The 23,739-nt window shown below is 67.0% G+C and carries 18 protein-coding genes and 1 pseudogene; 9 read left to right on the top strand and 10 right to left on the bottom strand.

What is annotated here, in order from left to right:
- Positions 1-1,716: a DNA repair protein RecN gene (gene recN, locus ACP5M5_RS00325; RefSeq protein WP_427934820.1), complete on the top strand. Its 1,716-nt coding sequence runs from the start codon at positions 1-3 to the stop codon at positions 1,714-1,716.
- Positions 1,713-3,785 (top strand): annotated as a pseudogene (gene ligA / locus ACP5M5_RS00320) (NAD-dependent DNA ligase LigA); the annotation flags it as partial. The gene recN and the pseudogene ligA, both read left to right, overlap by 4 nt.
- A 126-nt stretch (positions 3,786-3,911) precedes the next feature.
- Here ligA and hpnH read toward each other — a convergent pair.
- On the bottom strand, positions 3,912-5,051 hold the full coding sequence (gene hpnH, locus ACP5M5_RS00315) for an adenosyl-hopene transferase HpnH (RefSeq protein WP_427934819.1): 1,140 nt from the start codon (positions 5,049-5,051) through the stop codon (positions 3,912-3,914).
- Between the two features lie 12 nt (positions 5,052-5,063).
- Complete coding sequence (gene ispH / locus ACP5M5_RS00310; RefSeq protein ID WP_427934818.1) at positions 5,064-6,017, bottom strand: 4-hydroxy-3-methylbut-2-enyl diphosphate reductase; 954 nt, start codon at positions 6,015-6,017, stop codon at positions 5,064-5,066.
- A gap of 416 nt (positions 6,018-6,433) precedes the next feature.
- On the opposite strand from ispH, the gene dxs reads away from it, so the two are divergent.
- The 7 genes from dxs to ACP5M5_RS00275 all read left to right on the top strand — a co-directional run bounded on the left by dxs (position 6,434) and on the right by ACP5M5_RS00275 (position 14,849).
- Positions 6,434-8,356, top strand: coding sequence for a 1-deoxy-D-xylulose-5-phosphate synthase (gene dxs / locus ACP5M5_RS00305; protein ID WP_427934817.1), 1,923 nt, complete (start codon positions 6,434-6,436; stop codon positions 8,354-8,356).
- Positions 8,357-8,366: 10 nt separating this feature from the next.
- Positions 8,367-9,032 carry an ABC transporter substrate-binding protein gene (locus tag ACP5M5_RS00300; protein WP_427934815.1) on the top strand — a complete coding sequence of 222 codons (666 nt, stop codon included), beginning with the start codon at positions 8,367-8,369 and terminating at the stop codon, positions 9,030-9,032.
- A gap of 11 nt (positions 9,033-9,043) precedes the next feature.
- The gene (gene hpnI, locus ACP5M5_RS00295) at positions 9,044-10,261 is read left to right on the top strand and encodes a bacteriohopanetetrol glucosamine biosynthesis glycosyltransferase HpnI (protein WP_427934814.1); all 1,218 of its coding nucleotides are present in this window, start codon (positions 9,044-9,046) and stop codon (positions 10,259-10,261) included.
- Between the two features lie 17 nt (positions 10,262-10,278).
- Positions 10,279-11,712: a hopanoid biosynthesis associated radical SAM protein HpnJ gene (gene hpnJ / locus ACP5M5_RS00290; RefSeq protein ID WP_427934812.1), complete on the top strand. Its 1,434-nt coding sequence runs from the start codon at positions 10,279-10,281 to the stop codon at positions 11,710-11,712.
- A gap of 114 nt (positions 11,713-11,826) precedes the next feature.
- A complete protein-coding gene (locus ACP5M5_RS00285; RefSeq protein WP_427934811.1) occupies positions 11,827-12,645 on the top strand; it encodes an SDH family Clp fold serine proteinase in 819 nt (272 codons plus the stop codon).
- A gap of 35 nt (positions 12,646-12,680) precedes the next feature.
- A complete protein-coding gene (locus ACP5M5_RS00280) occupies positions 12,681-14,252 on the top strand; it encodes a class I adenylate-forming enzyme family protein (protein WP_427934809.1) in 1,572 nt (523 codons plus the stop codon).
- A 54-nt stretch (positions 14,253-14,306) separates the two neighbouring features.
- Positions 14,307-14,849, top strand: a complete 543-nt coding sequence (locus ACP5M5_RS00275) for a YbhB/YbcL family Raf kinase inhibitor-like protein (protein WP_427934936.1) — start codon at positions 14,307-14,309, stop codon at positions 14,847-14,849.
- A 67-nt stretch (positions 14,850-14,916) separates the two neighbouring features.
- Here ACP5M5_RS00275 and ACP5M5_RS00270 read toward each other — a convergent pair whose 3' ends face one another.
- The 8 genes from ACP5M5_RS00270 to dapF all read right to left on the bottom strand — a co-directional run bounded on the left by ACP5M5_RS00270 (position 14,917) and on the right by dapF (position 23,710).
- Positions 14,917-15,585 (bottom strand): CarD family transcriptional regulator, encoded by a 669-nt coding sequence (locus ACP5M5_RS00270; RefSeq protein ID WP_427934807.1) that lies wholly within the window; start codon positions 15,583-15,585, stop codon positions 14,917-14,919.
- 330 nt (positions 15,586-15,915) lie between these two features.
- Positions 15,916-16,248: a ferredoxin FdxA gene (gene fdxA, locus ACP5M5_RS00265; RefSeq protein WP_114913635.1), complete on the bottom strand. Its 333-nt coding sequence runs from the start codon at positions 16,246-16,248 to the stop codon at positions 15,916-15,918.
- Between the two features lie 48 nt (positions 16,249-16,296).
- On the bottom strand, positions 16,297-16,626 hold the full coding sequence (locus ACP5M5_RS00260; protein WP_427934806.1) for a S4 domain-containing protein: 330 nt from the start codon (positions 16,624-16,626) through the stop codon (positions 16,297-16,299).
- Positions 16,619-19,117, bottom strand: a complete 2,499-nt coding sequence (locus ACP5M5_RS00255) for a helicase-related protein (RefSeq protein ID WP_427934805.1) — start codon at positions 19,115-19,117, stop codon at positions 16,619-16,621. Before ACP5M5_RS00255 ends, ACP5M5_RS00260 begins: the two co-directional genes overlap by 8 nt.
- A gap of 185 nt (positions 19,118-19,302) precedes the next feature.
- Complete coding sequence (phaZ, locus tag ACP5M5_RS00250; protein WP_427934804.1) at positions 19,303-20,637, bottom strand: polyhydroxyalkanoate depolymerase; 1,335 nt, start codon at positions 20,635-20,637, stop codon at positions 19,303-19,305.
- Between the two features lie 105 nt (positions 20,638-20,742).
- Positions 20,743-21,660 carry a signal recognition particle-docking protein FtsY gene (ftsY, locus tag ACP5M5_RS00245; RefSeq protein ID WP_114911128.1) on the bottom strand — a complete coding sequence of 306 codons (918 nt, stop codon included), beginning with the start codon at positions 21,658-21,660 and terminating at the stop codon, positions 20,743-20,745.
- Positions 21,660-22,889, bottom strand: a complete 1,230-nt coding sequence (gene mtaB, locus ACP5M5_RS00240) for a tRNA (N(6)-L-threonylcarbamoyladenosine(37)-C(2))-methylthiotransferase MtaB (protein WP_427934802.1) — start codon at positions 22,887-22,889, stop codon at positions 21,660-21,662. Before mtaB ends, ftsY begins: the two co-directional genes overlap by 1 nt.
- Complete coding sequence (dapF, locus tag ACP5M5_RS00235; RefSeq protein WP_427934801.1) at positions 22,886-23,710, bottom strand: diaminopimelate epimerase; 825 nt, start codon at positions 23,708-23,710, stop codon at positions 22,886-22,888. Before dapF ends, mtaB begins: the two co-directional genes overlap by 4 nt.
- Between the last annotated feature and the right edge of the window lie 29 nt (positions 23,711-23,739).

Raw genomic sequence — 23,739 nt, 5'->3', positions numbered from 1 at the left:
ATGCTGAGCGCTCTTTCGATCCGCGACGTGGTGCTGATCGAGCGGCTCGACCTCGATTTCGACGCCGGCCTCACCGTGCTGACCGGCGAGACCGGCGCCGGCAAGTCGATTCTGCTCGATAGTCTCGGCCTCGCCCTCGGGGTCCGTGCCGAGGGCGCGATGGTCCGCACCGGCGCCGAGCAGGCGAGCGTCGTCGCCCTGTTCACGCCGCCGCCCGAGCATCCGGCGTGGGCTTTTCTCGCCGAGCAAGGGATCGCGAGCGGCGCCGAGATCATGCTCCGCCGCGTCCTCTCGCGCGAGGGCCGCTCGCGCGCCTTCATCGACGATCAGCCGGTCGCGGTCGGCGTCTTGCGCGGCCTCGGCGCGCTGCTGGTCGAGGTCCAGGGCCAGCATGAGCAGATGGCGCTCGCCGATCCCGCCGCCCACGCCGCCCTGCTCGATGAGTTTGGCGGCGCGCACGATCTTGCCGCGGCGGTCGCGGCCGGCTGGCGGCGCTGGCGCGCGGCTTTGGCGGCGCTCGAAGAGGTGAAAGCGGCGCAGGCGGCGGCGGCGCGGGATGCGGACTGGCTTGCCCATGCCGAGGCGGAACTCTCGGCACTCGCGCCGGGGCCGGATGAGGAGACGCATCTCGCCGGCGCGCGCCAGCGTCTGCAGCAAAAAACCCGCGAGGCCGAGGCCCTGGCGCAAGCGCTCGCTGACCTTGCGCCGCGCGATCGCCGGCATGGGGGGCCGGCGGCGACGCTGCGCGCGTGCGCCCGCTTGATCGAGCGCGCGACACCGCGCCGCGCGCCGGAGGAGACGCCCGATGCCACCGAGGCCGCCGTCGCTGGCCTACGGGCCGAGCTGCTCGCGGCGATCGGCCGCGCCGAGGATGCGCTGGCGGAGGCGGAGCGGCTTTTGGAAACGGCGCTGACGACGCTCGCCATCGATCCGCAGCACTTGGAAACCGCCGAGGAGCGGCTGTTCGCGCTGCGTGCCGCGGCGCGCAAATATCAGGTGCCGGTCGCCGAACTCCCCGCGTTGCTCGACGATCTCCGCCGCCGCCGCGCCATGCTCGACGAGGGCGCGGCGCGTCTTGAGGCGCGGGCGGCCGAGGCCTCCTCGGCGCGGGTCGCCTATCTCGAGGCGGCGGCGCGGCTTGCGGCGCGCCGGGCGGAGGCGGCGGGGCGGCTGGAACGGGCGATCATGCGCGAACTCGCGCCGCTCAAATTCGCCGCCGCCCGCGTCAAGGTCGAGATCACCCCGCTCGACGAAGCGGCGTTTGGCGCCTTTGGCACGGAGACGGTTCGGTTCCTGATCGCAACCAACCCCGGCGAGGCGCCGGGGCCGCTCGGCCGCATCGCCTCGGGCGGCGAATTGTCGCGACTGATGCTGGCTTTGAAAGTGGTGCTGGCGCGGTTTTCCCCGGCGCAGACGCTGATTTTCGACGAGGTCGATGCCGGGATCGGCGGCGCGACGGCGGCCGCCGTCGGCGAGCGCCTGGCCCGCGTCGCGGATGGGCGGCAAGTCCTGGTGGTGACGCACAGCCCGCAGGTCGCAGCGCGCGGGACGCGGCATTTGCGGGTGGCGAAGACGCTCAAGGGCGGCCGCGCGAGCACGCTGATCGAGCCGCTCACCGGCCGCGCTCGGCGCGAGGAAATTGCCCGCATGCTGGCCGGTGAAACCATCACCGAGGCCGCCCGCGCCGCCGCCGACGACCTCCTGGGCGCGGCATGAAAGCGCGCCCGCCGGTCGAGACGCTGTCACGCACCGAGGCCGCGGCGGAACTCGCCGATCTCGCGGCCGAGATCGCGCGGCTCGATGCCGCCTATTACCGCGACGATGCGCCCGAGGTGACGGACGCCGAGTACGACGCGCTGCGCGCGCGCAACGCCGCGCTCGAGGCGCGCTTTCCCGATCTCATTCGCGCCGATAGCCCCGCCCGCCGGCTTGGCGCGGCCCCGGCTGCGGGATTCGCTAAGCGTCGGCATCTGCAGCCGATGCTCTCGCTCGGCAATGTCTTCTCAGACGCCGAGTTCGCCGAATTCTGCGCCCGCGTGCGCCGCTTTCTCGGCCTCGCCGAAGACGCAGCCCTCGCCTTCGTCGGCGAACCGAAGATCGACGGGCTTTCGATTTCGCTGACCTACGAGCATGGCAGGCTGGTCCACGGCGCGACCCGCGGCGATGGTATCGTGGGCGAGGACGTCACCGCCAATCTCCAGACGCTCGCGAGCATTCCGCCGCGATTGGCGGGGGCGGCGCCGGCGCTGATCGAGATTCGCGGCGAGGTGTTCATGACCAAGGCGGATTTTCTCGCGCTGAACGCCGAGCAAGCGCGCGAGGGGCGCAAACCCTTCGCCAATCCGCGCAACGCGGCGGCGGGATCGCTCCGCCAGCTCGACGCGCGCATCACCGCCGGGCGCAAACTCTCTTTTTTCGCCTACGCGATGGGCGAGGCCAGCGAAAGCGTCGCCGAAACCCATAGCGGCTATCTCGATCGTTTGCGCGCCTGGGGCTTTGCCGTCAATCCGCTGTCGCGCGTGCTCGCGGGCGAGGCGCAAGCCTGCGCGTTTCAAGCCGAGATGGCGGCGCTGCGCGCCGGGCTCGATTATGACATCGATGGCGTGGTCTATAAGATCGACGATCTTGCCTGGCAGCGCCGGCTGGGCTTCGCCGGGCGCGATCCGCGCTGGGCGATCGCTTGGAAATTCCCTGCCGAGCGCGCCGAAACCCGGCTTGAGGCGATTCGCATCCAGGTCGGGCGCACCGGCGCGCTGACGCCGGTCGCGCAGCTGCAGCCGGTCAATGTCGGGGGCGTTCTCGTCACCCGCGCGAGCCTGCACAACGAGGACGAGATCGCGCGCAAGGACATCCGCATCGGTGATACCGTGGTGATCGAGCGAGCCGGCGACGTCATCCCGCAGATCATCGCCGTGGTGCTCGCAAAGCGCCCGCCGGCGGCAGCGCCATTCCCGTTCCCGACGCATTGCCCGGCCTGCGGCAGTCTTGCCGTGCGGGTCGCGGGTGAGGTGGTGCGGCGTTGCACCGGCGGGCTGGTTTGCCCCGCGCAAGCGGTCGAGCGGCTGGTGCATTTTTGCGCCCGCGGCGCCTTCGATATCGAGGGGATGGGGGAAAAAACCGTCGCCGAATTCTACGCGGACGGGCTGATCCGCGGGCCGGCCGATATTTTCCGCCTGGCGGCGCACGAGGCCGAGATCGCGGCGCGGGAGGGCTGGGGCGAGGTTTCGGCGCGGAAATTGATCGCGGCGATCGCGGCGCGGCGGCGCATTCCGCTGGAGCGCTTCATTTTCGCGCTCGGTATTCGTCGCGTCGGTGAGACCACAGCGAAGCTCCTCGCCCGCCATTACGGCAGTTTCGCGCACTGGCGGGCGGAAATGCAGGCGGCGCAGGTGGTGGGCTCGGAGGCTCGCAGCACGTTGGGCAATATTCTCGGCATCGGCCCGGCGATCGCCGAGGAACTGGTCGATTTCTTCGCGGAAGCGCGCAACCGCGCGGTGCTCGATGATCTCGCATCCCTACTCGACATCGAGGACGTCGACTCCCATGGCGCGGCGTCCTCGCCGATTGCCGGCAAGGTGATGGTCTTCACCGGCACCCTCACCACGATGAGCCGTGCCGAGGCCAAGGCGCGCGCCGAAGCCCTTGGCGCGCGGGTGACGGACAGTGTTTCGCGCCGCACCGATTATGTCGTGCTCGGCGCCGAAGCGGGCTCGAAAGCCCGCCGTGCCGCCGAACTCGGCGTTGCAACCCTGAGCGAAGAGGAATGGCGCCGGCTCGCCGGGCTCGAGTCGGTCGACGCGCGCGACGCCCTCGACAATGCGGGAAGCGACCATGAGCCGGCCCCTCTCGCGAGGACCCACGACCGCAAAAACGCGTGACCCGGCGGGAACCCTCGCGGGTAAGGCGATGGCCTACTCGGCGGCGTCGAGCAGGCTCTCCTTGCCGCTATGGATCGCCTCCATCGCCTTCTCGACATGGTTGCTGAAGACATATTGCGCCGGGCGCTGGCGATCGAGCGGAATTTCCGGCGCCATGGGCCCCTCGGTGCGCGGCCCGCGCAGCGCGACGGCGGCGACCTTCAGGGGATGGCGCACGGCATCCATCACCGCGGTCGCCTCATAGCCGGAATGGACCATGCAGTCGGCGCATTTTTCGTATTGGCCGGTGCCGTAGCTGTCCCAATCCGTCGTCTCCATCAATTCCTTGAAGCTTTTGGCATAGCCCTCGCCGAGCAGATAGCACGGCCGCTGCCAGCCGAAGACGTTGCGCGTCGGCTTGCCCCACGGCGTGCACCGGTAAGTCTGATTGCCGGCCAGGAAATCAAGGAACAGCGAGGATTGATTGAACTTCCATTTCTTGCCCTTGCCGCGCGCGAAAATGCCGCGAAACAGCTCTTTCGCTTTCTGGCGATTGAGGAAATGTTGCTGGTCTGGGGCGCGCTCATAGGCATAGCCTGGGGAAATCATCACGCCATCGACGCCAACCTTGGTCACGTCGTCGAGAAAGGCCGCGACCCGGGCGGGATCGGCGCCATCAAACAGCGTCGTATTGATGCATACCCGAAAGCCGCGCGCCTTGGCGGCGCGGATGGCCGCGACGGCGCGCTCGAAAACGCCCTCCTGGCTGACCGCGTGATCATGCATCGCGCGGTCGCCATCGAGATGCACATCCCAGGCGAAATTACGGTGTGGCTTGAAGAGATCGAGCTTTTTCTCGAGCAGTAGGGCGTTGGTGCAGAGATAGACGAACTTGCCGCGCGCCAACAAGCCCTCGACGATCTCGGGCATTTCCTTGTGCAGCAAAGGCTCGCCGCCGGCGATCGCGACCACCGGGGCGCCGCATTCATCGGCCGCCGCGAGACAGTCAGCGACCGAGAGCCGCTGATTGAGGATCGGCGCCGGATAATCGATCTTGCCACAGCCCGCGCAGGCGAGATTGCAGCGAAACAACGGCTCCAGCATCAGAACCAGCGGATAGCGCTTGCGCCCGGCGAAGTGTTGTTTGACGACATAAGCGCCGACACGGATCATCTGGTTCAAGGGGACGGGCATATTATCGGCCTTTCAGAAAGAGGAGGCTTCGGCGGGCTCGCTGTCGGCGAGCTCGGGCGGGAAACGAAAGCGCACGTTTTCCGCAACCCCTTCGAGCGTGGTAACTTCAATGGCGCCGAAGCGGCGCAACCCTTCGATTACTTCCTGGACCAGGGTTTCCGGGGCGGAGGCGCCGGCGGTAAGCCCGACCGAGGCGATGCCCGCGAACCAGTCCGGGCGCAAGGCGCTGGCATCGTCGATCAGATAGCTCGGCTTGCCGAGTTCGGCGCCGATTTCGCGCAGACGATTGGAGTTGGAGCTATTCTGGCTGCCGACGACGAGGATGACATCGACCGCCTTGGCGAGTTCGTGAACGGCGGTCTGGCGATTCTGCGTCGCATAGCAGATATCGCGCACGTCCGGGCCCCTGATCGCCGGGAACCGCTCGGTGAGGGCGGCGATGATCTGGCGGGTATCATCCACCGAGAGGGTGGTTTGGGTGATATAGGCGAGTTTCTCGGGATCGGCGACGGTGAGCGCGGCGACATCGGCGACGGTCTGCACGAGATGGACCTTGCCGGGGATCTGGCCGATCGTCCCTTCCACCTCGGCATGGCCGGCATGCCCGATGAGCACGATCTCGCGCCCGGCGGCGGCATAGCGGCGCCCCTCATTATGCACTTTGGCGACGAGCGGGCAGGTCGCGTCGATCACCGCGAGGCCGCGGCGGGAGGCGGTCTCCTCGACCACGCGGGCAACGCCATGGGCGCTGAAAATGGTGGTCGCGCCGGTCGGGATCTCGTCGAGTTCATCGACGAAAATGGCGCCGCGGGTGCGCAGATCCTCGACCACATGGCGGTTATGGACGATTTCGTGGCGGACATAGATCGGTGGGCCATATTTCACGAGCGCCCGCTCGACGATCTCGATGGCCCGCTCGACGCCGGCACAGAAGCCGCGAGGCTGGGCCAGGACGACACGTAACATTCGCTCGCTCCCGCAAAAATCTATACCCGATGAAAGACAAGACACTGGCCGGCGCGACGAAACCATGAGGCTCCCTCGTGCCTCACGAATTCCACGATCAAGAGGGGTATATGGTATCGCGGCGTCACTCGGCAATGCCTATCAACCACCGGCACAAAGCCCGCGCGGCGATCATTCACCCCCGGGTTTCATGTCTGGGCTTGACTTGCGGCGCGCAAAAGAAAATCTCTAGGCTGGAGTGATGTTGAGGTCCCCCCGCCCGAGTCCCGCCGCGCCACCCGAGCGCGCGGTGGGCGGTGAGGGGACGGAGCAAGCCTTATGATCTGGACGAAGGCGGCGGCCGCGCCGGCCGTGCCGGTTCCGTGTGGCGTGACCGGTCTGGTGGCGCCGAGAGAGACGACAAAAAGAGGTGATCGATGGTTAGGCCCCGGACGCCGACTCTGGATCGCGTGGATGAGCCGCGCGATCTGCGCAATTTCTCCATCGATCAACTGCGTGATCTTGCGAGCGAACTCCGTGCCGAGCTGGTGGATGCGGTCTCGGTCACGGGCGGGCATCTCGGCGCCTCGCTTGGCGTCGTCGAGCTGACGGTCGCGCTGCACGCGGTGTTCGAGACGCCGCATGATCGGCTGATCTGGGATGTCGGGCACCAAGCCTATCCGCACAAAATTTTGACCGGCCGGCGCGGGCGCATCCGCACGCTGCGCCAGGGCGGCGGGCTTTCCGGCTTCACCCGCCGCTCAGAAAGCGTCTATGACCCGTTCGGCGCCGCCCATTCCTCGACCTCGATTTCCGCCGGCCTCGGCATGGCCGTCGCGCGCGACCTCAAGGGCGAGGACCGGCACGTCGTCTGTGTCATCGGCGATGGCGCGATGAGCGCCGGCATGGCCTATGAGGCGATGAACAATGCCGGGGCGCTGCGCTCGCGCCTGATCGTTGTGCTCAACGATAACGACATGTCGATCGCGCCGCCGGTCGGCGCCATGAGCGCCTATCTCTCGCGCCTGATCTCGTCCCGCCGTTTCCTTTCGCTGCGCGAGCTGGCGGCGCGCATGGCGCGGCATTTCCCGCGCGGCATCGAGCGCACCGCGCGTCGCGCCGAGGAATTCGCCCGCGGCATCCTCACCGGCGGCACCTTGTTCGAGGAGATGGGCTTTTATTACGTCGGCCCGGTGGATGGGCATAATCTCGACCATCTCTTGCCGGTTCTGCGCAATCTCCGCGACGCCGAGGAGAGCGGGCCGATCCTGCTGCACGTCGTCACGCAAAAAGGTAAGGGCTATGCGCCGGCGGAAGCGGCGCCGGACAAGTATCATGGCGTCGCCAAATTCGACGTCATCACCGGCGAACAGGCGAAGGCGCCGGCGGGCCCGCCCTCCTATACCAAAGTCTTCGCCGACGCCCTAATCCAGGAGGCGGAGAAAGACCCGCGCATCGTTGCGATCACCGCGGCGATGCCGTCTGGCACCGGCCTTGACCGTTTCGCCAAACGCTTCCCCGAGCGCTGCTTTGATGTCGGCATCGCCGAGCAGCATGCGGTGACCTTCGCCGCCGGCCTCGCCGCCGAGGGCATGGCGCCGTTTTGCGCCATCTATTCGACCTTCCTGCAGCGCGCCTATGACCAGGTGGTGCATGACGTTGCCATCCAGTCTTTGCCGGTGCGCTTTGCCATCGACCGCGCTGGCCTGGTCGGCGCCGATGGGGCGACCCATGCCGGGAGCTTCGACCTCGCCTATCTCGGCTGCCTGCCGGGGATGGTGCTGATGGCACCGGCCGATGAGGCGGAGCTGGTGCACATGGTGGCGACCGCGACCGCGATCGGCGATCGCCCCTCTGCTTTCCGCTATCCGCGTGGCGAGGGGTTCGGCGTCGCGCTGCCCGAGATGGGGGTGCCGCTTGCGCTCGGGCGCGGGCGGGTGCTGCGCGAGGGCGGCAAGGTCGCCCTGCTCTCGCTCGGCACGCGGCTCCCCGAGGCGCTGGCGGCGGCCGATGATCTCGCCGCGCGCGGGCTTTCGGCGACGGTTGCCGATGCCCGCTTCGCCAAGCCGATCGACGCCGAGCTTATCGAACGTTTGGCCCGCGAGCATGAGGTGATGGTGGTGATCGAGGAAGGCGCGATCGGCGGTTTCGCGTCGCAGGTGATGCAGCATCTGGCGCGCAAGGGCCTGCTCGATGGCGGGCTCAAATTCCGTCCGCTGACGTTGCCCGATATTTTCATTGACCATGACAGCCCGCGTGCCCAAATCGAGGTGGCCGGTCTCGATACCGCCCATATCGTGCAGACGGTGCTGGGGGCGCTTGGGGCCGCGCGTCCAAAAATCGTTCCCGTTCGTTCATGAGATAATTCCGATGCCAAATTCTTTACCCCGTCGGGCCCTGATCCGGGGTTTGCTGGCCGCCGCCGCGATCCCGCTCGCCGCCCGGCAATCGCTGGCGGCGGTACCCGATGCCGCGGTACCCGAAGCTGCTGGGCCCGATGCCGCGGCGCCGATCGTTGCGCTTAATGACGCCCTCAGCGCGATCATGAAAGCAGGCACAGCAACGCCGTTTCCGGAGCGCTATCAGAGTCTCGCGCCGGTGGTCGCGCGCAGTTTCGATCTTGAAGGGATTCTCCGTCTCGTCGTTGGGCCACGTTGGACGGATATGCCGCGCGAGATGCAGACGGCGTTGCTTGGCGAATTCCACCGCTTCACGGTGGCGAGCTATGTTGCCAATTTCGATGACGATCAAAGCGCGCGGCTCGAAATTCTGCCCGCGACCCGCTCGATTGGCGGCGATATCGTGGTCGAGACCCGGATCGTTTCTCCGAAAGCCGATCCGGTGCGGCTCGATTACGTGATGCATCAGACTGACGGCCAGTGGCAGGCGAGGGATGTGCTGCTTGACGGGACGATCAGCCGGGTTGCGGTGCAGCGCTCCGATTTCCGCCATATCCTCGAAAAGGGCGGGCCGCCGGCCCTTATCGCCAGCCTGCGAAAGAAGGTTTCAGCGCTCTCTGGCGGCACGCTGAGCTAGGCACGCCGTTCATGGATATCCCACCGGCCGATGCGCTGCCTCTGATCGATCTTGCCATTTTCGCGCATGGGCTGCGCGGCGTCGCCTCCGGGCTGGCGTTGGTCGCGGTGGCGCTCGCGGCGTTCGGCGTGCTGCAAGGCATGCTTGGCCTTGCCCTCCTCGCGCGCTTTCTGCGCCGGGCGCGGCGCGCGCGCGCGCCGGCGCACATCAAGGCCTGCCCGCCGATCACCGTGCTCAAGCCCTTGCATGGCGACGAGCCGCTGCTTGAGGCGGCGTTGGCCTCGTTTTTCGCGCAAGACTATCCCGCGTTTCAGCTCGTGTTCGGCGTGCAACGCCCGGATGACCCGGCGATCGCCGTGGTCGAGCGTTTGCGCGCGCGCTTTCCGGCCTGCGATGCGAGCCTCGTGATCGATGGCACGCAGCACGGCGCTAACCGGAAGGTCAGTAATCTCATCAATATGATGGCGAACGCCCGCCACGATATTCTGGTGGTCGCCGATTCCGATATCCACGCCGCGCCCGACTATCTCCGGGCGGTTCAGGCGTCGCTGGCTATGCCGGGGACGGGGATGGTGACGACGCTTTACACCGGCTTGCCCGCCGATCATTCGCTTGCCGCGCGTCTCGGTGCGAGCCAGATCAACCACGCGTTCATTCCCGGCGTTTTGATCGGGCGCGCGCTTGGCCGCGAGGATGGGCTCGGCGCGACGATGGCGCTGACCCGCGCGACGCTCGAGCGCGTCGGCGGCTTTGCCGCGCTCGCCAATCACATCGCCGATGATGCCGTGCTCGCCGCCAAGGTGAGGAAGCTCGGGTACGCGGTGCGGCTCGCGCCGACGATTCCGGCGACCACCGTTGCCGAGCACCGGTTTGGCGATCTCTGCCGGCGGGAGTTGCGCTGGGCGCGGGTCAATCGTTCGCTCGCCCCGCTCGGCTATGGGGCGTCCGTGGTGCAGTATCCGCTCGCCTTCGCCCTCGTGACCCTGGCCTTGGCCCCGGGCGCGGCGGCCGCGTGGGGATGGCTTGCGTTCTGCTGGCTGTTGCGTGGCGCGACCGCCCGGGGCATTGATCGCGCGCTGGCGCTGGCGCCGCGCGCGCCGCTCGCGTTGCTGCCGCTGCGTGACCTGCTCTCGGTGGTCGCCGTGATGATGAGTTTCGCCGGCGACAAGGTTTATTGGCGAGGCCAGGTGGTGGTGGTCGAGCCGCCGCCGCTGTTGCCGAAACTGTGACGAAGGATTTCGTGTCGATGAAAAAGACCCTGTTTTTGCATCCGCCTTCCTTCGATGGCTTCGATGGCGGCGCCGGCTCGCGCTATCAGGCGCGGCGCGAAATCCGCTCGTTCTGGTTCCCGACCTGGCTCGCCCAGCCGGCGGCGCTGGTCCCTGAAAGCCGGCTGATCGACGCGCCGCCAGCCGGGATCGGCCTCGATGCCGTGCTGCGCGCCGCCGGCGATTACGAGCAGGTGGTGATGCACACCTCGTCGCCGTCATTCGCCTCCGATGCCAAGGTTGCCGCGGCCCTGAAAGACGCCCATCCCCATCTCTCGATCGGCTTCGTCGGCGCCAAGGTCGCGGTGCAGCCGGAAGAGAGTTTGCGCGATGCGCTGGCGGTGGATTGGGTTGCGCGCAACGAGTTCGATTTCACCGTGAAAGAGGTCGCCGAGGGGCGCGCCTTCGATGCCATCGACGGGTTAAGCTTTCGTGATAGCGCTGGCCGCATCGTCCATAACCGTGACCGCGCCATTCTCGAAGACATGGACCGGCTGCCCTTCGTCACCGAGGTTTACAAGCGTGACTTGCGGATCGAGGATTACTTCATCGGCTATCTGAAGCATCCCTACATTTCGCTTTATACCGGGCGCGGTTGCAAATCGCGCTGCACCTTCTGCCTCTGGCCGCAGACCGTTGGCGGGCATCGCTATCGGGTGCGCAGCACCGCGCATGTGATCGAGGAAATTCGCCTCGCCAAATCCTATTTTCCGCAGGTCCGCGAGTTCTTTTTCGACGACGACACCTTCACCGACAATCTGCCGCGTGCGGAAGCGATCGCGCGCGAATTGGGCAAGCTCGGCGTCACCTGGTCGTGCAACGCCAAGGCCAATGTGCCGCGCGAGACCCTGAAAGTGCTCAGGGATAACGGCCTTCGCCTGCTGCTCGTCGGCTATGAGAGCGGCAACCAGCAGATTCTGCACAATATCAAGAAGGGCATGCGGATCGAGGTTGCCAAGCGCTTCTCGCGCGATTGCCGCGAACTCGGCATCACCATCCACGGCACGTTCATCCTTGGTCTTCCTGGGGAGACCAAGGAGACCATCGAGGAGACCGTTCGTTTCGCTCTCGAGGTCAATCCACACACCTTGCAGGTCTCGCTCGCGGCGCCCTATCCCGGCACCGAGCTTTATGCCCAAGCGGTGGAAAATGGCTGGCTCGATACCGCCCATGCCGAGCTAGTGGATGAACATGGCATCCAGATCGCACCGCTCCATTATCCGCATCTCTCGCACACCGAGATGTTCGACAATGTCGAGGCGTTCTATCGCCGCTTTTATTTCCGCGCCCCGAAAATCGCCGCGATCGTCGGCGAGATGCTGACCAGCCCGCAGATGATGATGCGCCGGCTGCGCGAAGGACGTGAATTCTTCCAGTTCCTACGCGAAAGGCGGGCGCAGAAAGCGGCATGAGGCTGGTGCCAGCAGTGCGAGGGTGCAAACGGTGCCACCCAAAGAAAGCGGAGGAAAAGTCTTTTTGCTTCTTTTTCTTCAGAAAAAGAAGACTTTCCTGATATACGTCCTTTCATGACCATCGCGGATCTCTTCTGGATTTTTTTCATTGTCAGCGCGCTGCAGCCGCTGCTCCGTCAACGCCTGCTGGAACGCCTTCGCGCGCGCAAGCTCGGGCAGATTGAGCGCCGGCGCGGCTCGCGGGTGATCGCCCTCGTCCATCGCCAGGAAACCATGCGCCTGCTCGGCTTCCCGCTCATGCGCTACATCGATATCCACGATTCCGAGGAGGTTTTGCGGGCGATCCATATGACCGGCGATGAGGTGCCGCTCGACATCATCCTGCACACGCCGGGCGGGTTGGTGCTGGCGGCGGTGCAGATCGCGCGGGCGATCCGCGACCGCCGCGGGCCGGTGACCGTCTTCGTGCCCCATTATGCGATGTCCGGCGGCACGCTGATCGCGCTCGCCGCTGACGCCATCGTGATGTGTCGCCATTCGGTGCTCGGCCCGATTGATCCCCAGCTCGGCAAGTTTCCCGCAGCTTCCTTGCTCCGCGTCATCGAGCAGAAGCCGATCGCCGAGATCGACGATGAAACTCTGGTTCTCGCCGATGTCGGGCGCAAGGCGATCGCCCAGGTGAAAGCCACGGCCGAGGAGCTGCTCGCCCATCGCCTGCCGGCGGCGGACGCGAAGCGGATCGCCGAGACCCTTGCCACCGGCACTTGGACCCATGATTACCCGCTTTCCGCCGCGGAAGCGAAAGCGCTCGGTCTTTCGGTCAGCACCGATATGCCCGAGGATGTGCTGCAACTGATGGATCTCTACCCGCAGCCGATGCGCGCCCAGGGCGGCAATGTTGAGTATTTGCCGGTGCCACGACAAAAACCTTGAGCCGGCGGCGAACGTCGCAAGAGGGGAGGAAAAAAATGACATTGCGGCTGGAACGTCATTATGGCGACCGTGTCATGCGCTGTTTTGACCCGCGCCCGGAAAGCCTGGCCGCGCTGCTCAGGGGCGCGGTTGCGCGCAATCCGGAAGGCGAGGCGCTGATCGATGGCCCGACCCGGCTCACCTATCGCGCGCTTGCGGCGCGGGTCAGCGCGGTCGCGGCCGGGCTTGCGGCGCGCGGCGTCGGCGCCGGCGATCGGGTGGCGATGTTGCTCGGCAACCGCGCCGAGTTCGTCATTCTGCTATTCGCGATCACCCGGCTTGGCGCCATCGCGGTGCCGCTTTCGATCCGCGAGCAGCGCCCCGGCCTGCTCTATCTGCTCGGCCATTGCGGCGCCGTCTTGTGCGTGTTCGAGGATTTTCTCGAGCCCCTCCTGCCGGCGCCGGAGGCGGTGCCGGCGCTTCGTCACCGCCTGCCGGTGAGCGCCTTCGCCGATCTCGCCGGCCCCGACGCGATCGAGGTCGATGCGCCGGTCGGCGAAGAGGATGTCGCCTTGCTGCTGTATACCTCAGGCACCACCGGCCGGCCGAAAGGGGCGATGCTCACCCATCTCGGGCTCGTCCATTCGGTGCTGCATTGCATGATGGCGCTCGAACTCGGCGCCGGCGAGCGGGTCATGGCGGCGGTGCCGATGGCGCATGTCACCGGCATCGTGCCGGTGATCGCGACCACCATCCATGCCGCCGGCGCCCTTCTCGTGCTGCCCGAATTCAAGGCGCGTGCTTTTCTCGACCTCGCCGAGCGCGAGCGCCTGACCTACACCATCATCGTGCCGGCGATGTATGCGCTGTTGCTGCTCGAGCCCGATTTCGCCACCCGCGATCTCAGCGCCTGGCGCATCGGGGCGTTTGGTGGCGCGCCGATGCCGGAAGCGGTGATCGCGCGACTGGCGGCGACCCTGCCGCATCTTCGCCTGATCAACGGCTATGGCGCGACCGAGACCACGTCGCCGGCGACGTTTCTGCCGGCGCACGCGATCGCCGATCATGCCGCGAGCGTCGGCCTTTCCGTTCCCTGCGGCGAGATCGTGGTGATGGATGAGGCGGGGCGCGAAGTGCCGCGCGGCGAAATCGGTGAGATCTGGATCCGCGGCCCGATGGTGGTGCCGGGATATTGGCAGGACGAGGCGGCGACGGCGGAGAATTTCACTGCCGGCTTCTGGCATTCCGGCGATCTCGGGATGATCGATGCGGCGGGGTTCGTCTTCATCCGCGATCGTGGCAAGGACATGATCAACCGTGGCGGCCACAAGGTGTTTTCGGTCGAGGTGGAAAACGCCCTCGTCGCTCATCCCGCGGTGATCGAAGCGGCGGCGGTGGCGCGACCCTGCCCGGTGCTCGGCGAGCGCGTTCATGCCTTCGTTCGCCTGCGCGACGATGTCGCTGCCAGCGCCGCCGATCTCATCGCCCATTGCGCCCCCTTGCTCGCCGATTACAAACGGCCCGAGAGCATCAGCTTCGTCGCCGAGCCCTTGCCGCGCAACGCCAATGGCAAGCTGCTCAAACGGGCGCTGCGCGAGGCGATTGCCAGACCACCTGCCGCTGGCTAAAGTTTTGTATCGAACAATTCCGGGAGGAAAAGAAACGTGAGCAAATTTCCCATCATGGCGGCGACCCTGGCGGCATCTCTCGGCATCGCGGCAGCGGCGCGGGCCGATGGTTTTACCCTCACGAGCCCCGATATCCCCGAAGGCGGAACGATCCAGAACGAGCAGGTGTTCAACAGCTTCGGCTGCACCGGCCAGAACATTTCGCCGCGCCTTGCCTGGTCGGGCGCGCCGGCCAACACCAAGAGCTACGCGCTTACCATTTACGACCCTGACGCGCCGACCGGGAGCGGCTTCTGGCACTGGGTGGTGTTCAACATCCCCGCCAAAACCACGCAGCTCGCCAAGAATGCTGGTGACGCGCATCACAACCGCTTGCCGCGCGGGGCCACCCAAAGCCGCACCGATTACGGCATCGCCGGCTATGGCGGCCCCTGCCCGCCGCCGGGCGACAAGCCGCATCATTACATCATCACGCTACACGCGCTCGATGTCGATAAATTGCCGCTGAACAAGGACACGACGGCGGCGGTGGTCGGTTTTAACCTGCATTTCCACACCATCGCCTCGGCAACCCTCACCGGGCTTTACGGGCGCTGATTTTTCCTCCGAGTCCGGGGAGAGTATCCCTGGACTCGCAGGGAGAATGTCTGCGGCGGCGAAAACATTAGCCCGGCGGTCTGGTGTCGGTAATTTCCAGAATGGCGAATAGCTTGGCCAGCGCCGTCGGCTTGTCGGTCTTGTCCAGCGCCGCGAGTTCCGCCGCGAGGCGATCGAGCGCCGCCTCGAAAATCTGCCGCTCGCTGAAGCTCTGATCCGGCTGGCCAGCATTGCGGCGCAAATCCCGCACCACTTCGGCCACCGCCAGAGGATCGCCGGAATTGATTTTCGCCTCATATTCCTGCGCCCGGCGCGACCACATCGTGCGCTTGATGCGCGCCCGCCCTTTGAGCATCGCCAAAGCTTCGTCGAACAGCTTGCGTGTCGCGAGCTTGCGCAGCCCGGCACTCCGCGCCTTCGCGACCGGCACGCGCAGCGTCATGCGGTTTTCCTCGAAGGTGATATGGATCAGCTCGAGCTTGTGCCCGGCGATCTCCTCGACCGCGATCCGCTCCACCTTGCCGACGCCATGGGTCGGGTAGACGACATGATCACCGGGGGCGAATTTCTCCGCCTTGGCCGGCGCGCGAACCGTCGGCAGCGGCTTGCCGCCGCCATCGTGTCGCGGCGGCGGCGCTGATTTCACGGGTGTGGCCTTGGCGTGCGCCGTCTCCGCCTCATGCGCCACCAAGTCGACGCTATCGAGAGAAGCAGCCATCGCTGCAGCAGGTTTCATTCACGCAACCTCTTCATTGTGGGGACGCCAGCGCGCGACGGCCAAACCGCACCGCCGCACCCCCGCCGACGCCCAATCATCGGACCACGCCATCCCACCCCCCTCTCTTTGCGACGGGGGCAAAAAAACCTGATCCCTACCGTGATACCCTTGAACGCCCGATGAACACACCCGGATCAGAGGCCCCTCGATCGGTGCATGCCAAACCGTGGCCGTGGCATGGCAACCTCACCCCGGGAAAGCGATCACCGCGGACATTCCTGGCAACAAGGTGACAGCTTAGCACAAATCGCGCCGGCGGTCACGCCCCGCGCAGCGTGCTTAGCAAGGTCAGGGCTGGCCGGGCTCGGGAGAGAATAGCTCGGCTTTGCCGGGCTTGTCCTTCCACTCATCGGCATCCTCAGGGGGGGTGCCTTTGCGGGTGATGTTCGGCCATTGTCCGGCATAGGTGCGATTGGTCTCGAGCCACGCATTGGCGCGATCGTCGCTGTCGGGAACGATCGCCTCGGCCGGGCATTCCGGCTCGCAAACCCCGCAATCGATGCATTCGTCAGGATGAATGACCAGCATATTCGCGCCGACATAAAAACAATCGACCGGGCAGACTTCCACACAGTCCATAAATTTGCAGCGAATGCAGTTTTCCGTGACCACGTAGGTCATCGCGTTCTCCTCGATCGATCGGCGGTTGCCACCCGCACGCAAGCAGGGTCAAGGCTCGCGATATGCCGCCTTATCCCGCTCGGCGCAAGAGAGTGGCGGCGCCGCGCCGATCTCGTCATAGAGCGCCCGTGCCGGCGCCGGCCCGAGCCGCCGCGCCGCGAAGGCGACCACCCGCAACACCCGAACCTCGTGCCCCGCGGCCAAGGTCAGCACATCTCCGATGCGCAGGCGAAAATCGGGTTTTTCCACGACCCGACGATTGACGCGGACCCATCCGTCTGCGACCAGCCGCGCGCAATCGCTGCGGCTGCGGCGCACGCGGGCGCAAAACAGCCATTTATCGAGCCGCTGCCAGGAAGGCGCGGCGGGATCAGCCATGGCGGAGCACGGCCAGCGCCGCGAACGGGCCAGCGGCGGGGCGCGGGCGCGCCGCTGGCCGCGGCGGGCGTGGCCTGCGGGCGGCGACGAGACTGGGGGCTGGCGGGCCGGCATGATCGGCCGGCAGGCTGGCCGCGGGGATGAGACGAAACCCGAGTGCTCGCACCACCGCCGGCAGCATCGCCGCCTTGACGCCGAGCCGGCCGGCAAGACCGGCGGGCAGCGGGCACCGCCCGCGCCGGGTTGCGCGATGGAGATCGGCGATGGCGGCCTCGGCGATATCGAGCCGCAGCAAAACCGGCCCCGCTGGCAGCCAGCCGAGAGCGAGCGAAAGCGCCTCCGGCCAGGGCGCCGGGGCCGCGATCGCAATCGCCCCCGGCGGCGGCAAAGGTGGCGTCGCGATCCCGCGCGCGAGCGCCAAAAGCTGCGCCCGGAGCGCCATCGCGCGCGGCTTCAGCATGGCCGGGAGCCACACCGCGAAACGCCCGGCGCAGACGCCATTGCGGGCGAGCCGTGCTCGCAGCGCGGCCGCTATCTCTCCCTCCGGCACCTGTTCGATCGGCACGATCCCGAGCCCCTCACCCAGGAGATGGGCGATGCCGCGGAGCATCGGCGCCTCGGCGGCGGCGGCGAGCGCGGGCAACGGCGCGAGATCGGCGGCGATCCGCCGCTCGATATAAAGGGCGGCGCGCTCGCGCACGCGAAGGGCGAGGCCGCCCGCGACGAAATCATTCTCGACCGCCATAACACGCGGCCGGGCGAGATTGGCCCCGGCGAGCAGCCGCGCCAGCGGCGCCCCTTCCCAGGTCACGTGATGATCGGCGGAAAGCGCAAAGGCGCTGTCGGGCAATGCCGCGAGACGTGCGACACGCCGGCCGATCTCGGTCGCGAGCGAACGCCGCGCGGCGCGCTCGACCAGCCGCCGTTGCTCGCCGAGGGCGCGCGGGTCGGGCACGAAGCTTAGCCCCGCCATGCGCCCGACCGCATGCCCCTCGACCACCACCTCGCCAGCCGCGGTCACCGCCGAGAGCAGGGCCTCACCGCCGCCGGCATCGAGCCGGCGCAACAGTTGCGTTGCCCGGCGGTCGACGAAGCGCGCCGTCAGCCGCTCATGCAACGCGTCCGAAAGCAGATCCTCGACCGCACGCGCACGCGCTTGCCAGTGCGCCGCATCGGCCAGCCAATCCGGGCGGGCCGCGACATAGGCCCAGATGCGGATGCCGGCGAGGCGCTGCATGAGGGTGTCGATATCCCCCTCGGGGCGGCTCAGCGCCTCGATTTGCCCGGCGATCCAAGCGGCCGGCAGGCGCTCGCCGCGCACCAGATGGGCAAACACGCGGGCCGCGAAGCGGGCATGGGTGTCATCGCCGAGCTTGCGAAAATCCGGGATCGATGCCGCCTCCCAGAGCAGGGCGACCCGTCCCGGCCGGTCGGCGAGGGCGCGCAATGCCGGGTCGCGCACCAGGGCAGCCAGCGTCGTGACATCGCTCGCCTCATGGCCGCGGGCAAGGCCGGGCCCCGGCGGCGGTGCTTGCAAGCTCGCCAAAAGCGCCGCCGGGCTGGTGAAATCGAGCGCGGTATTGCGCCAGTAAAGCTGCGCCAGCGGCTCGAACCGATGCCCCTCGATCGCCGTGACCAGCGCCTCGTCGAGCGGCGGGCAGCGGGCGGTGGTGCCGAAGCCGCCATCGCGCAGCCCGCGCCCGGCGCGCCCGGCGATCTGCGCCAATTCCGGCGCGCTGAGACGGCGCGGCCGGCTGCCATCGAATTTGCCGAGCCCGGCGAAGGCGACATGGTCGACATCCATGTTGAGCCCCATGCCGATCGCATCGGTTGCCACCAGGAAATCGACCTCGCGATTCTGATAGAGCGCGACCTGGGCATTGCGGGTGCGCGGCGCCATCCGCCCCATCACCACGGCGCAGCCGCCGCGCCGGCGGCGGATCGCTTCGGCGATGGCATAAACCTCCTCGGCGCTGAACGCGACGATGGCCGAGCGCGGCGCGAGATGGGAGAGCTTCACCGCCCCATCATAGAGGAGACGCGACAGACGCGGGCGGGTTTCGATCTCGGCTTCCGGCACCAGCCGGCGCACCAGCGGGCGGATGGTTTCGGCGCCGAGAAACATCGTCTCAACGAGACCACGCGCGGCGAGCAGGCGCGCGGTGAAGATATGGCCGCGATCGGGATCGGCGCAGAGCTGGATCTCGTCAACAGCGAGAAATTCGACCTTCCGGTCGAGCGGCATCGCTTCCACGGTGCAGGCAAACCACCGCGCGGCGGGCGGGACGATTTTTTCCTCGCCGGTGATCAGGGCGACGTGATTTGCCCCCTTGATCGCCACCATGCGCTCGTAATTCTCGCGCGCGAGCAGCCGAAGCGGAAAGCCGATGATGCCCGAGCCATGCGCGAGCATCCGCTCCATCGCCAAATGTGTCTTGCCCGTATTGGTCGGGCCAAGCACGCATTTCACGCGCGACGCAAAATCCGCCATCGCCCGAGTCAAAGCCACCGCGCCGCGAATTGCAAGCCCGCGCGCCGGCCGGCCCGCGCGCGGCGGCGGCGCCGGTGCGCGCTAGAGCGCGATCGGTTTAAGTCGATCACGCTCTACACCTATTTTGGTGAGCAAGTTGGCCGGTTTTGACTGAACAAGATGGTTCAATCAAAACCTGCCTTGCTCTAAGCGCAAGCCGCGATGGTCGAGCGCAGCAAGGGGTAGATTTCATTGCGCCAGCGCTTGCCGCTGAACACGCCATAATGGCCGATGCCGTGCTGCAGGTGATAGGTTTTGCGGCTGTCGGGAAGATTTTCGCAAAGCGTGAGCGCCGCCCGGGTCTGGCCGAGGCCGCAAATATCGTCGCGCTCCGCCTCGATCGCGAGAAGATGGGTGGTTTCGATCGCGGCGAGGTCGATTTTATGGCCATGCCAGGTGAGAAGCCCGCGCGGCAAATGGTGTTCCTGGAACACGTTGCGCACGGTTTCGAGATAGAATTCCGCCGGCAAATCCATGATCGCGAGATATTCGCTATAGAATTCGCGATGCGCCTCGGCCTTGGCGAGATCGCCGAGGGTGACGTTGCGCCATTGCCGCCAATGGGCGGTGACGTGGCGGTCGAAATTCATCGAAACGAAGGCCGAAAGCTGCACGAAGCCGGGATAGACGCGCCGCCCGGCGCCGCGATGGCGCCACGGGACGCGGGCGATAAGGTTCTGCTCGAACCAAGCGAGCGGGCGCGAGCGCGCGAGATCGTTGACCCTTGTCGGGTTGATACGGGTATCGATTGGTCCGGCCATCATCGTGAGCGATCGCGGCAACGCCGGATGCCGTTCCTCGGCCATCACCGCGACCGCGGCGAGCGCCGGCACGGCGGGCTGACAGACCGCGACGACATGCGCGCCAGGGCCGATCGCGATGAGAAAGTCGATGATATGATCGATGAAATCGGAAAGATCGAAGCCACCGGCGGCCACCGGCACGTCGCGCGCGTTGATCCAGTCGGTGATGAAGACATCGTGATCGGGGAGCAGGGTCTCGACGGTGTTGCGGAGCAGGGTCGCGAAATGGCCGGACATCGGCGCGATCAGCAGTACCCGCGGCTGGCTGCGGCCCATTTCCTTGCGAAAATGGAGCAGGGTCGCGAACGGCGTGCGGAGAATCTCCTCCTCGATGACGGTGACTTCCTCCCCCTCCATGATCGTCGAGACGATGTCGAAATGCGGCCGGGCGTGGGTGGTCTCGCTATGGCCGAGCACGTCGAGGGCGCCGGCGAGAACGCCGAGCGGCAAGGTCGCGGGTCCGATTCCGGCGAGCGGGCGCAAAAGCGTGCTGGCGCCACGCGAAAGCATGCGCCACGCCGCGAGGGTATCGGCGTGAAGATGGTAAAGCGGATACAAAAACGGATGAAACCCCTCCCCGAGCGGCCGCAGGACATGGGCATCGCGCAAATCTTTGTCCCAGGGGGCGAAATGGGCGGCCGAGGCGAAAATCTCATCCGGGGAGAAGAAGGCAAACATGGGTCGGCTTATCCTTGACATCTCGAGGACGGGAGCAGGCCGGGCGTAGCGACGAAACTCTGCCCGAGGCGAAGGCGCGCGGGAAGGGGAAAAATCCCAATCGCCTCAAAGACCCACCAGCCCGGCGGCGAAAGCCTGGGCATCGAAGGGGCGGAGATCGCCCGCCTGCTCGCCGACGCCGACCGCAAACACCGGCAAGCCAAAATTTTCCGCAAGCGCAACGACGACGCCGCCGCGCGCGCTGCCATCGAGCTTGGTGACGATCAGGCCGCTGACATCGACCATCTCCTTGAACACCCGCACCTGTTCGATGGCGTTCTGGCCGGTGGTGGCGTCAAGCACCAGCACCACGGCGTGCGGCGCGGTTTCGTCCTGCTTGCGCAAGACCCGGATGATTTTGCGCAATTCCTCCATCAGCGCCGATTTATTATGCAGCCGCCCGGCGGTATCGATCAGCAAGACGTCGCTTCCCTCGCGCTGCGCCCGGGTCAGGGCATCGAAGGCAAGACCGGCGGCATCGGCGTTCGCTGATCCTGCGATCACCGGCGCGCCGGTGCGTTCGCCCCAGATCTGCAACTGCTCGACGGCGGCGGCGCGGAATGTGTCGCCAGCGACCAGCATCGGCCGCAAGCCGCTCTCGCGCCAACTGAGCGCCAATTTGCCGATCGTCGTCGTTTTGCCGGTGCCGTTGACGCCGACCACCAGCACGACATAAGGGCGATGCTTGGGATCAGGCGCGAGCGGGCGCGCGATCGGGGCGAGGATGGCGGCGATTTCCTCCGCCAGCGCCGCTTTGATCTCGGCCTCAGTGATGTCTTTGCCGAAGCGGGTGCGGCGGAAGGCGGCGATCACCCGGCGCGCCGCTTGCGGCCCGAGATCGGCGGCGATCAGCAAATCCTCGAGCTCGGCCAGCGCCTCGTCATCGAGCTTGCGCCGCGTCAGCACCCCGGCGAGGCCGCCGGTGAGTTTTTGCGTGCTGCGCGCGAGGCCCTCCTTGAGGCGCGAGAAAAAACCGAGCGCCATCAGAGCGCCTCGGCCAGGAGATGGTCGCGGGCGGCGCCAGTGATCCGCGCCGAGAGCGTGACCCGTGGCGCGACCGGGCGATTGAGGCGGACGCGGGCGAAATGCTCGGACAGACCTTCGGTTTCGGTTTCCATCAAAACCCGCGCTGCGGTGCCGGTTTGGGCGGCGAGAAACTGCGCGAGGGCCACCTCACCCGCGGCGCGGAGCCGCGCTGCGCGTTCGCGCCGGACTGGCTTGGGCACCATCGGCATGCGTGAGGCGGGGGTGCCGGCGCGGGCGCTATAGGGAAAAACATGGAGGAACGGGATCGCCATCGCCTCGACGAACGCAAGGGTTTCGGCGAACAGGGCCTCGTCCTCGGTCGGAAAGCCGGCGATGAGATCGGCGCCGATCGCGATCCCAGGGCGGAGCGCGCGGGCGCGCGCGATCACCGCTTCGGCCCCGGCGCGCGAGTGGCGGCGCTTCATGCGTTTTAGGATCAGATCGCTCGCCGCTTGCAGCGAGAGATGGAGATGCGGCATCAGCCGCGGCTCCTCGGCGAGGAGGCGCCAGAGATCGTCATCGATCGCCGCCGGATCGAGCGAGGAAAGCCGCAGCCGCGGCAATTCCGGCACCAACGCGAGCAGCCGGTGCACCGCTTGGCCGAGGCTGGGCCGGCCCGGCAGATCGCCGCCGAAGCTCGCGAGATCGACCCCGGTCAAGACGATTTCCTGAAACCCCGCCGCGACCTGCGCCCGCGCTTGCGCGACCAGTTCGCCGAGGGCCACACTCCGGCTCGGCCCGCGGCCAAACGGGATGATGCAAAACGTGCAGCGATGATCGCAGCCCTGCTGCATCTGGAGGAAAGCGCGGGTGCGGCCGGCGAAATCGGTGATGAGGTGCGCTGCCGTCTCGCGCGCCGCCATGATGTCCGAGACCGCGCTCGGCGCCGCCTCGGCGAAGCTCTCCGGGCGCAGCTTTTCGAGATTGCCAAGCACCCGGGTCACGCCCGGTAGGGCAGACCAGGCGGCGGGATCGGTCTGCACCGCGCAGCCGGTGACGATGATGCGTGCGGCGGGCCGGGTGCGCGCCAGGCGCCGGATCGCTTGCCGCGCCTGGCGCTCGGCTTCGGCGGTGACGGCGCAGGTATTGACGATGATGGTATTTTCCAGCGCAGCACTATGGCCGCGCATCACCTCGCTCTCATAGGCATTGAGGCGACAGCCGAAGGTGACGATGTCGGCGCTCATGCGGCGGCGAGATCGATCGTGCCGTGGAAGGCGATGGCGGCGGGGCCGGTCATCAGCACGTGATCGTCGTCTTCGCGCCAGGTGATCTCGATCTCGCCGCCATCGAGGAGAAGCCCTGCCCGCCGCCCAACCAACCCTCGGCGATGGGCGTTGACCAGGGCGGCGCAGGCGCCCGAGCCACAGGCGAGCGTGCGCCCGGCGCCACGCTCCCAAACGATCAGGCGCAGGCGATCGGGCGCCAGGATTTCGGCAAAGCCGATATTGGCGCGCTCGGGAAACAGCGGATCATGCTCCAGCACCGGGCCGAGTTCGGCGATCGGGAGATGGTCCACCGCGCTCGCGAAAAACGTCGCGTGCGGGTTGCCCATGCTGCACGCGGCGGGATCGGCGAGCGGGCCGAGCGCGAGCGGAAGATGCAAGGTATCGAGCGGGCGGGCGAGCGGGATTTGGTCCCATTCCAGCGCCGGCCGACCCATATCGACGGTGATCCGGCCATCGGCCTCGCGCCGGGTCGGGAGATCGCCGGCCAGTGTGCGGATCAGCGGCGCCGGATTGCCGGTTTCGCGAAACAAAAGCTCAGCGACGCAGCGGGTCGCGTTGCCACAGGCGCCGGCCTCGCTGCCATCGGCATTGAGGATGCGCATGAAGAGATCGGCACCCGCGGCGCGATCGAGCAAGATGATCTGGTCGCAGCCGACGCCGCGATGGCGGTCGGCGATCCGCCGCGCCTCGCCTGGGCCAAGGGCACAAGCACGGGCGCGCCGGTCGATGACGACGAAATCATTCCCGAGCCCGTGCATTTTGAGGAAAGGCGTCTGCATCCCGGCTATATAGGCGCGAGCGGGGCCCG

Source organism: Acidibrevibacterium sp. (assembly GCF_049965395.1).
Taxonomy (GTDB): domain Bacteria; phylum Pseudomonadota; class Alphaproteobacteria; order Acetobacterales; family Acetobacteraceae; genus Acidibrevibacterium; species Acidibrevibacterium fodinaquatile.
Note: the sequence above shows the minus strand (reverse complement) of the source record. Positions and strands in the feature narration are given on the sequence as shown.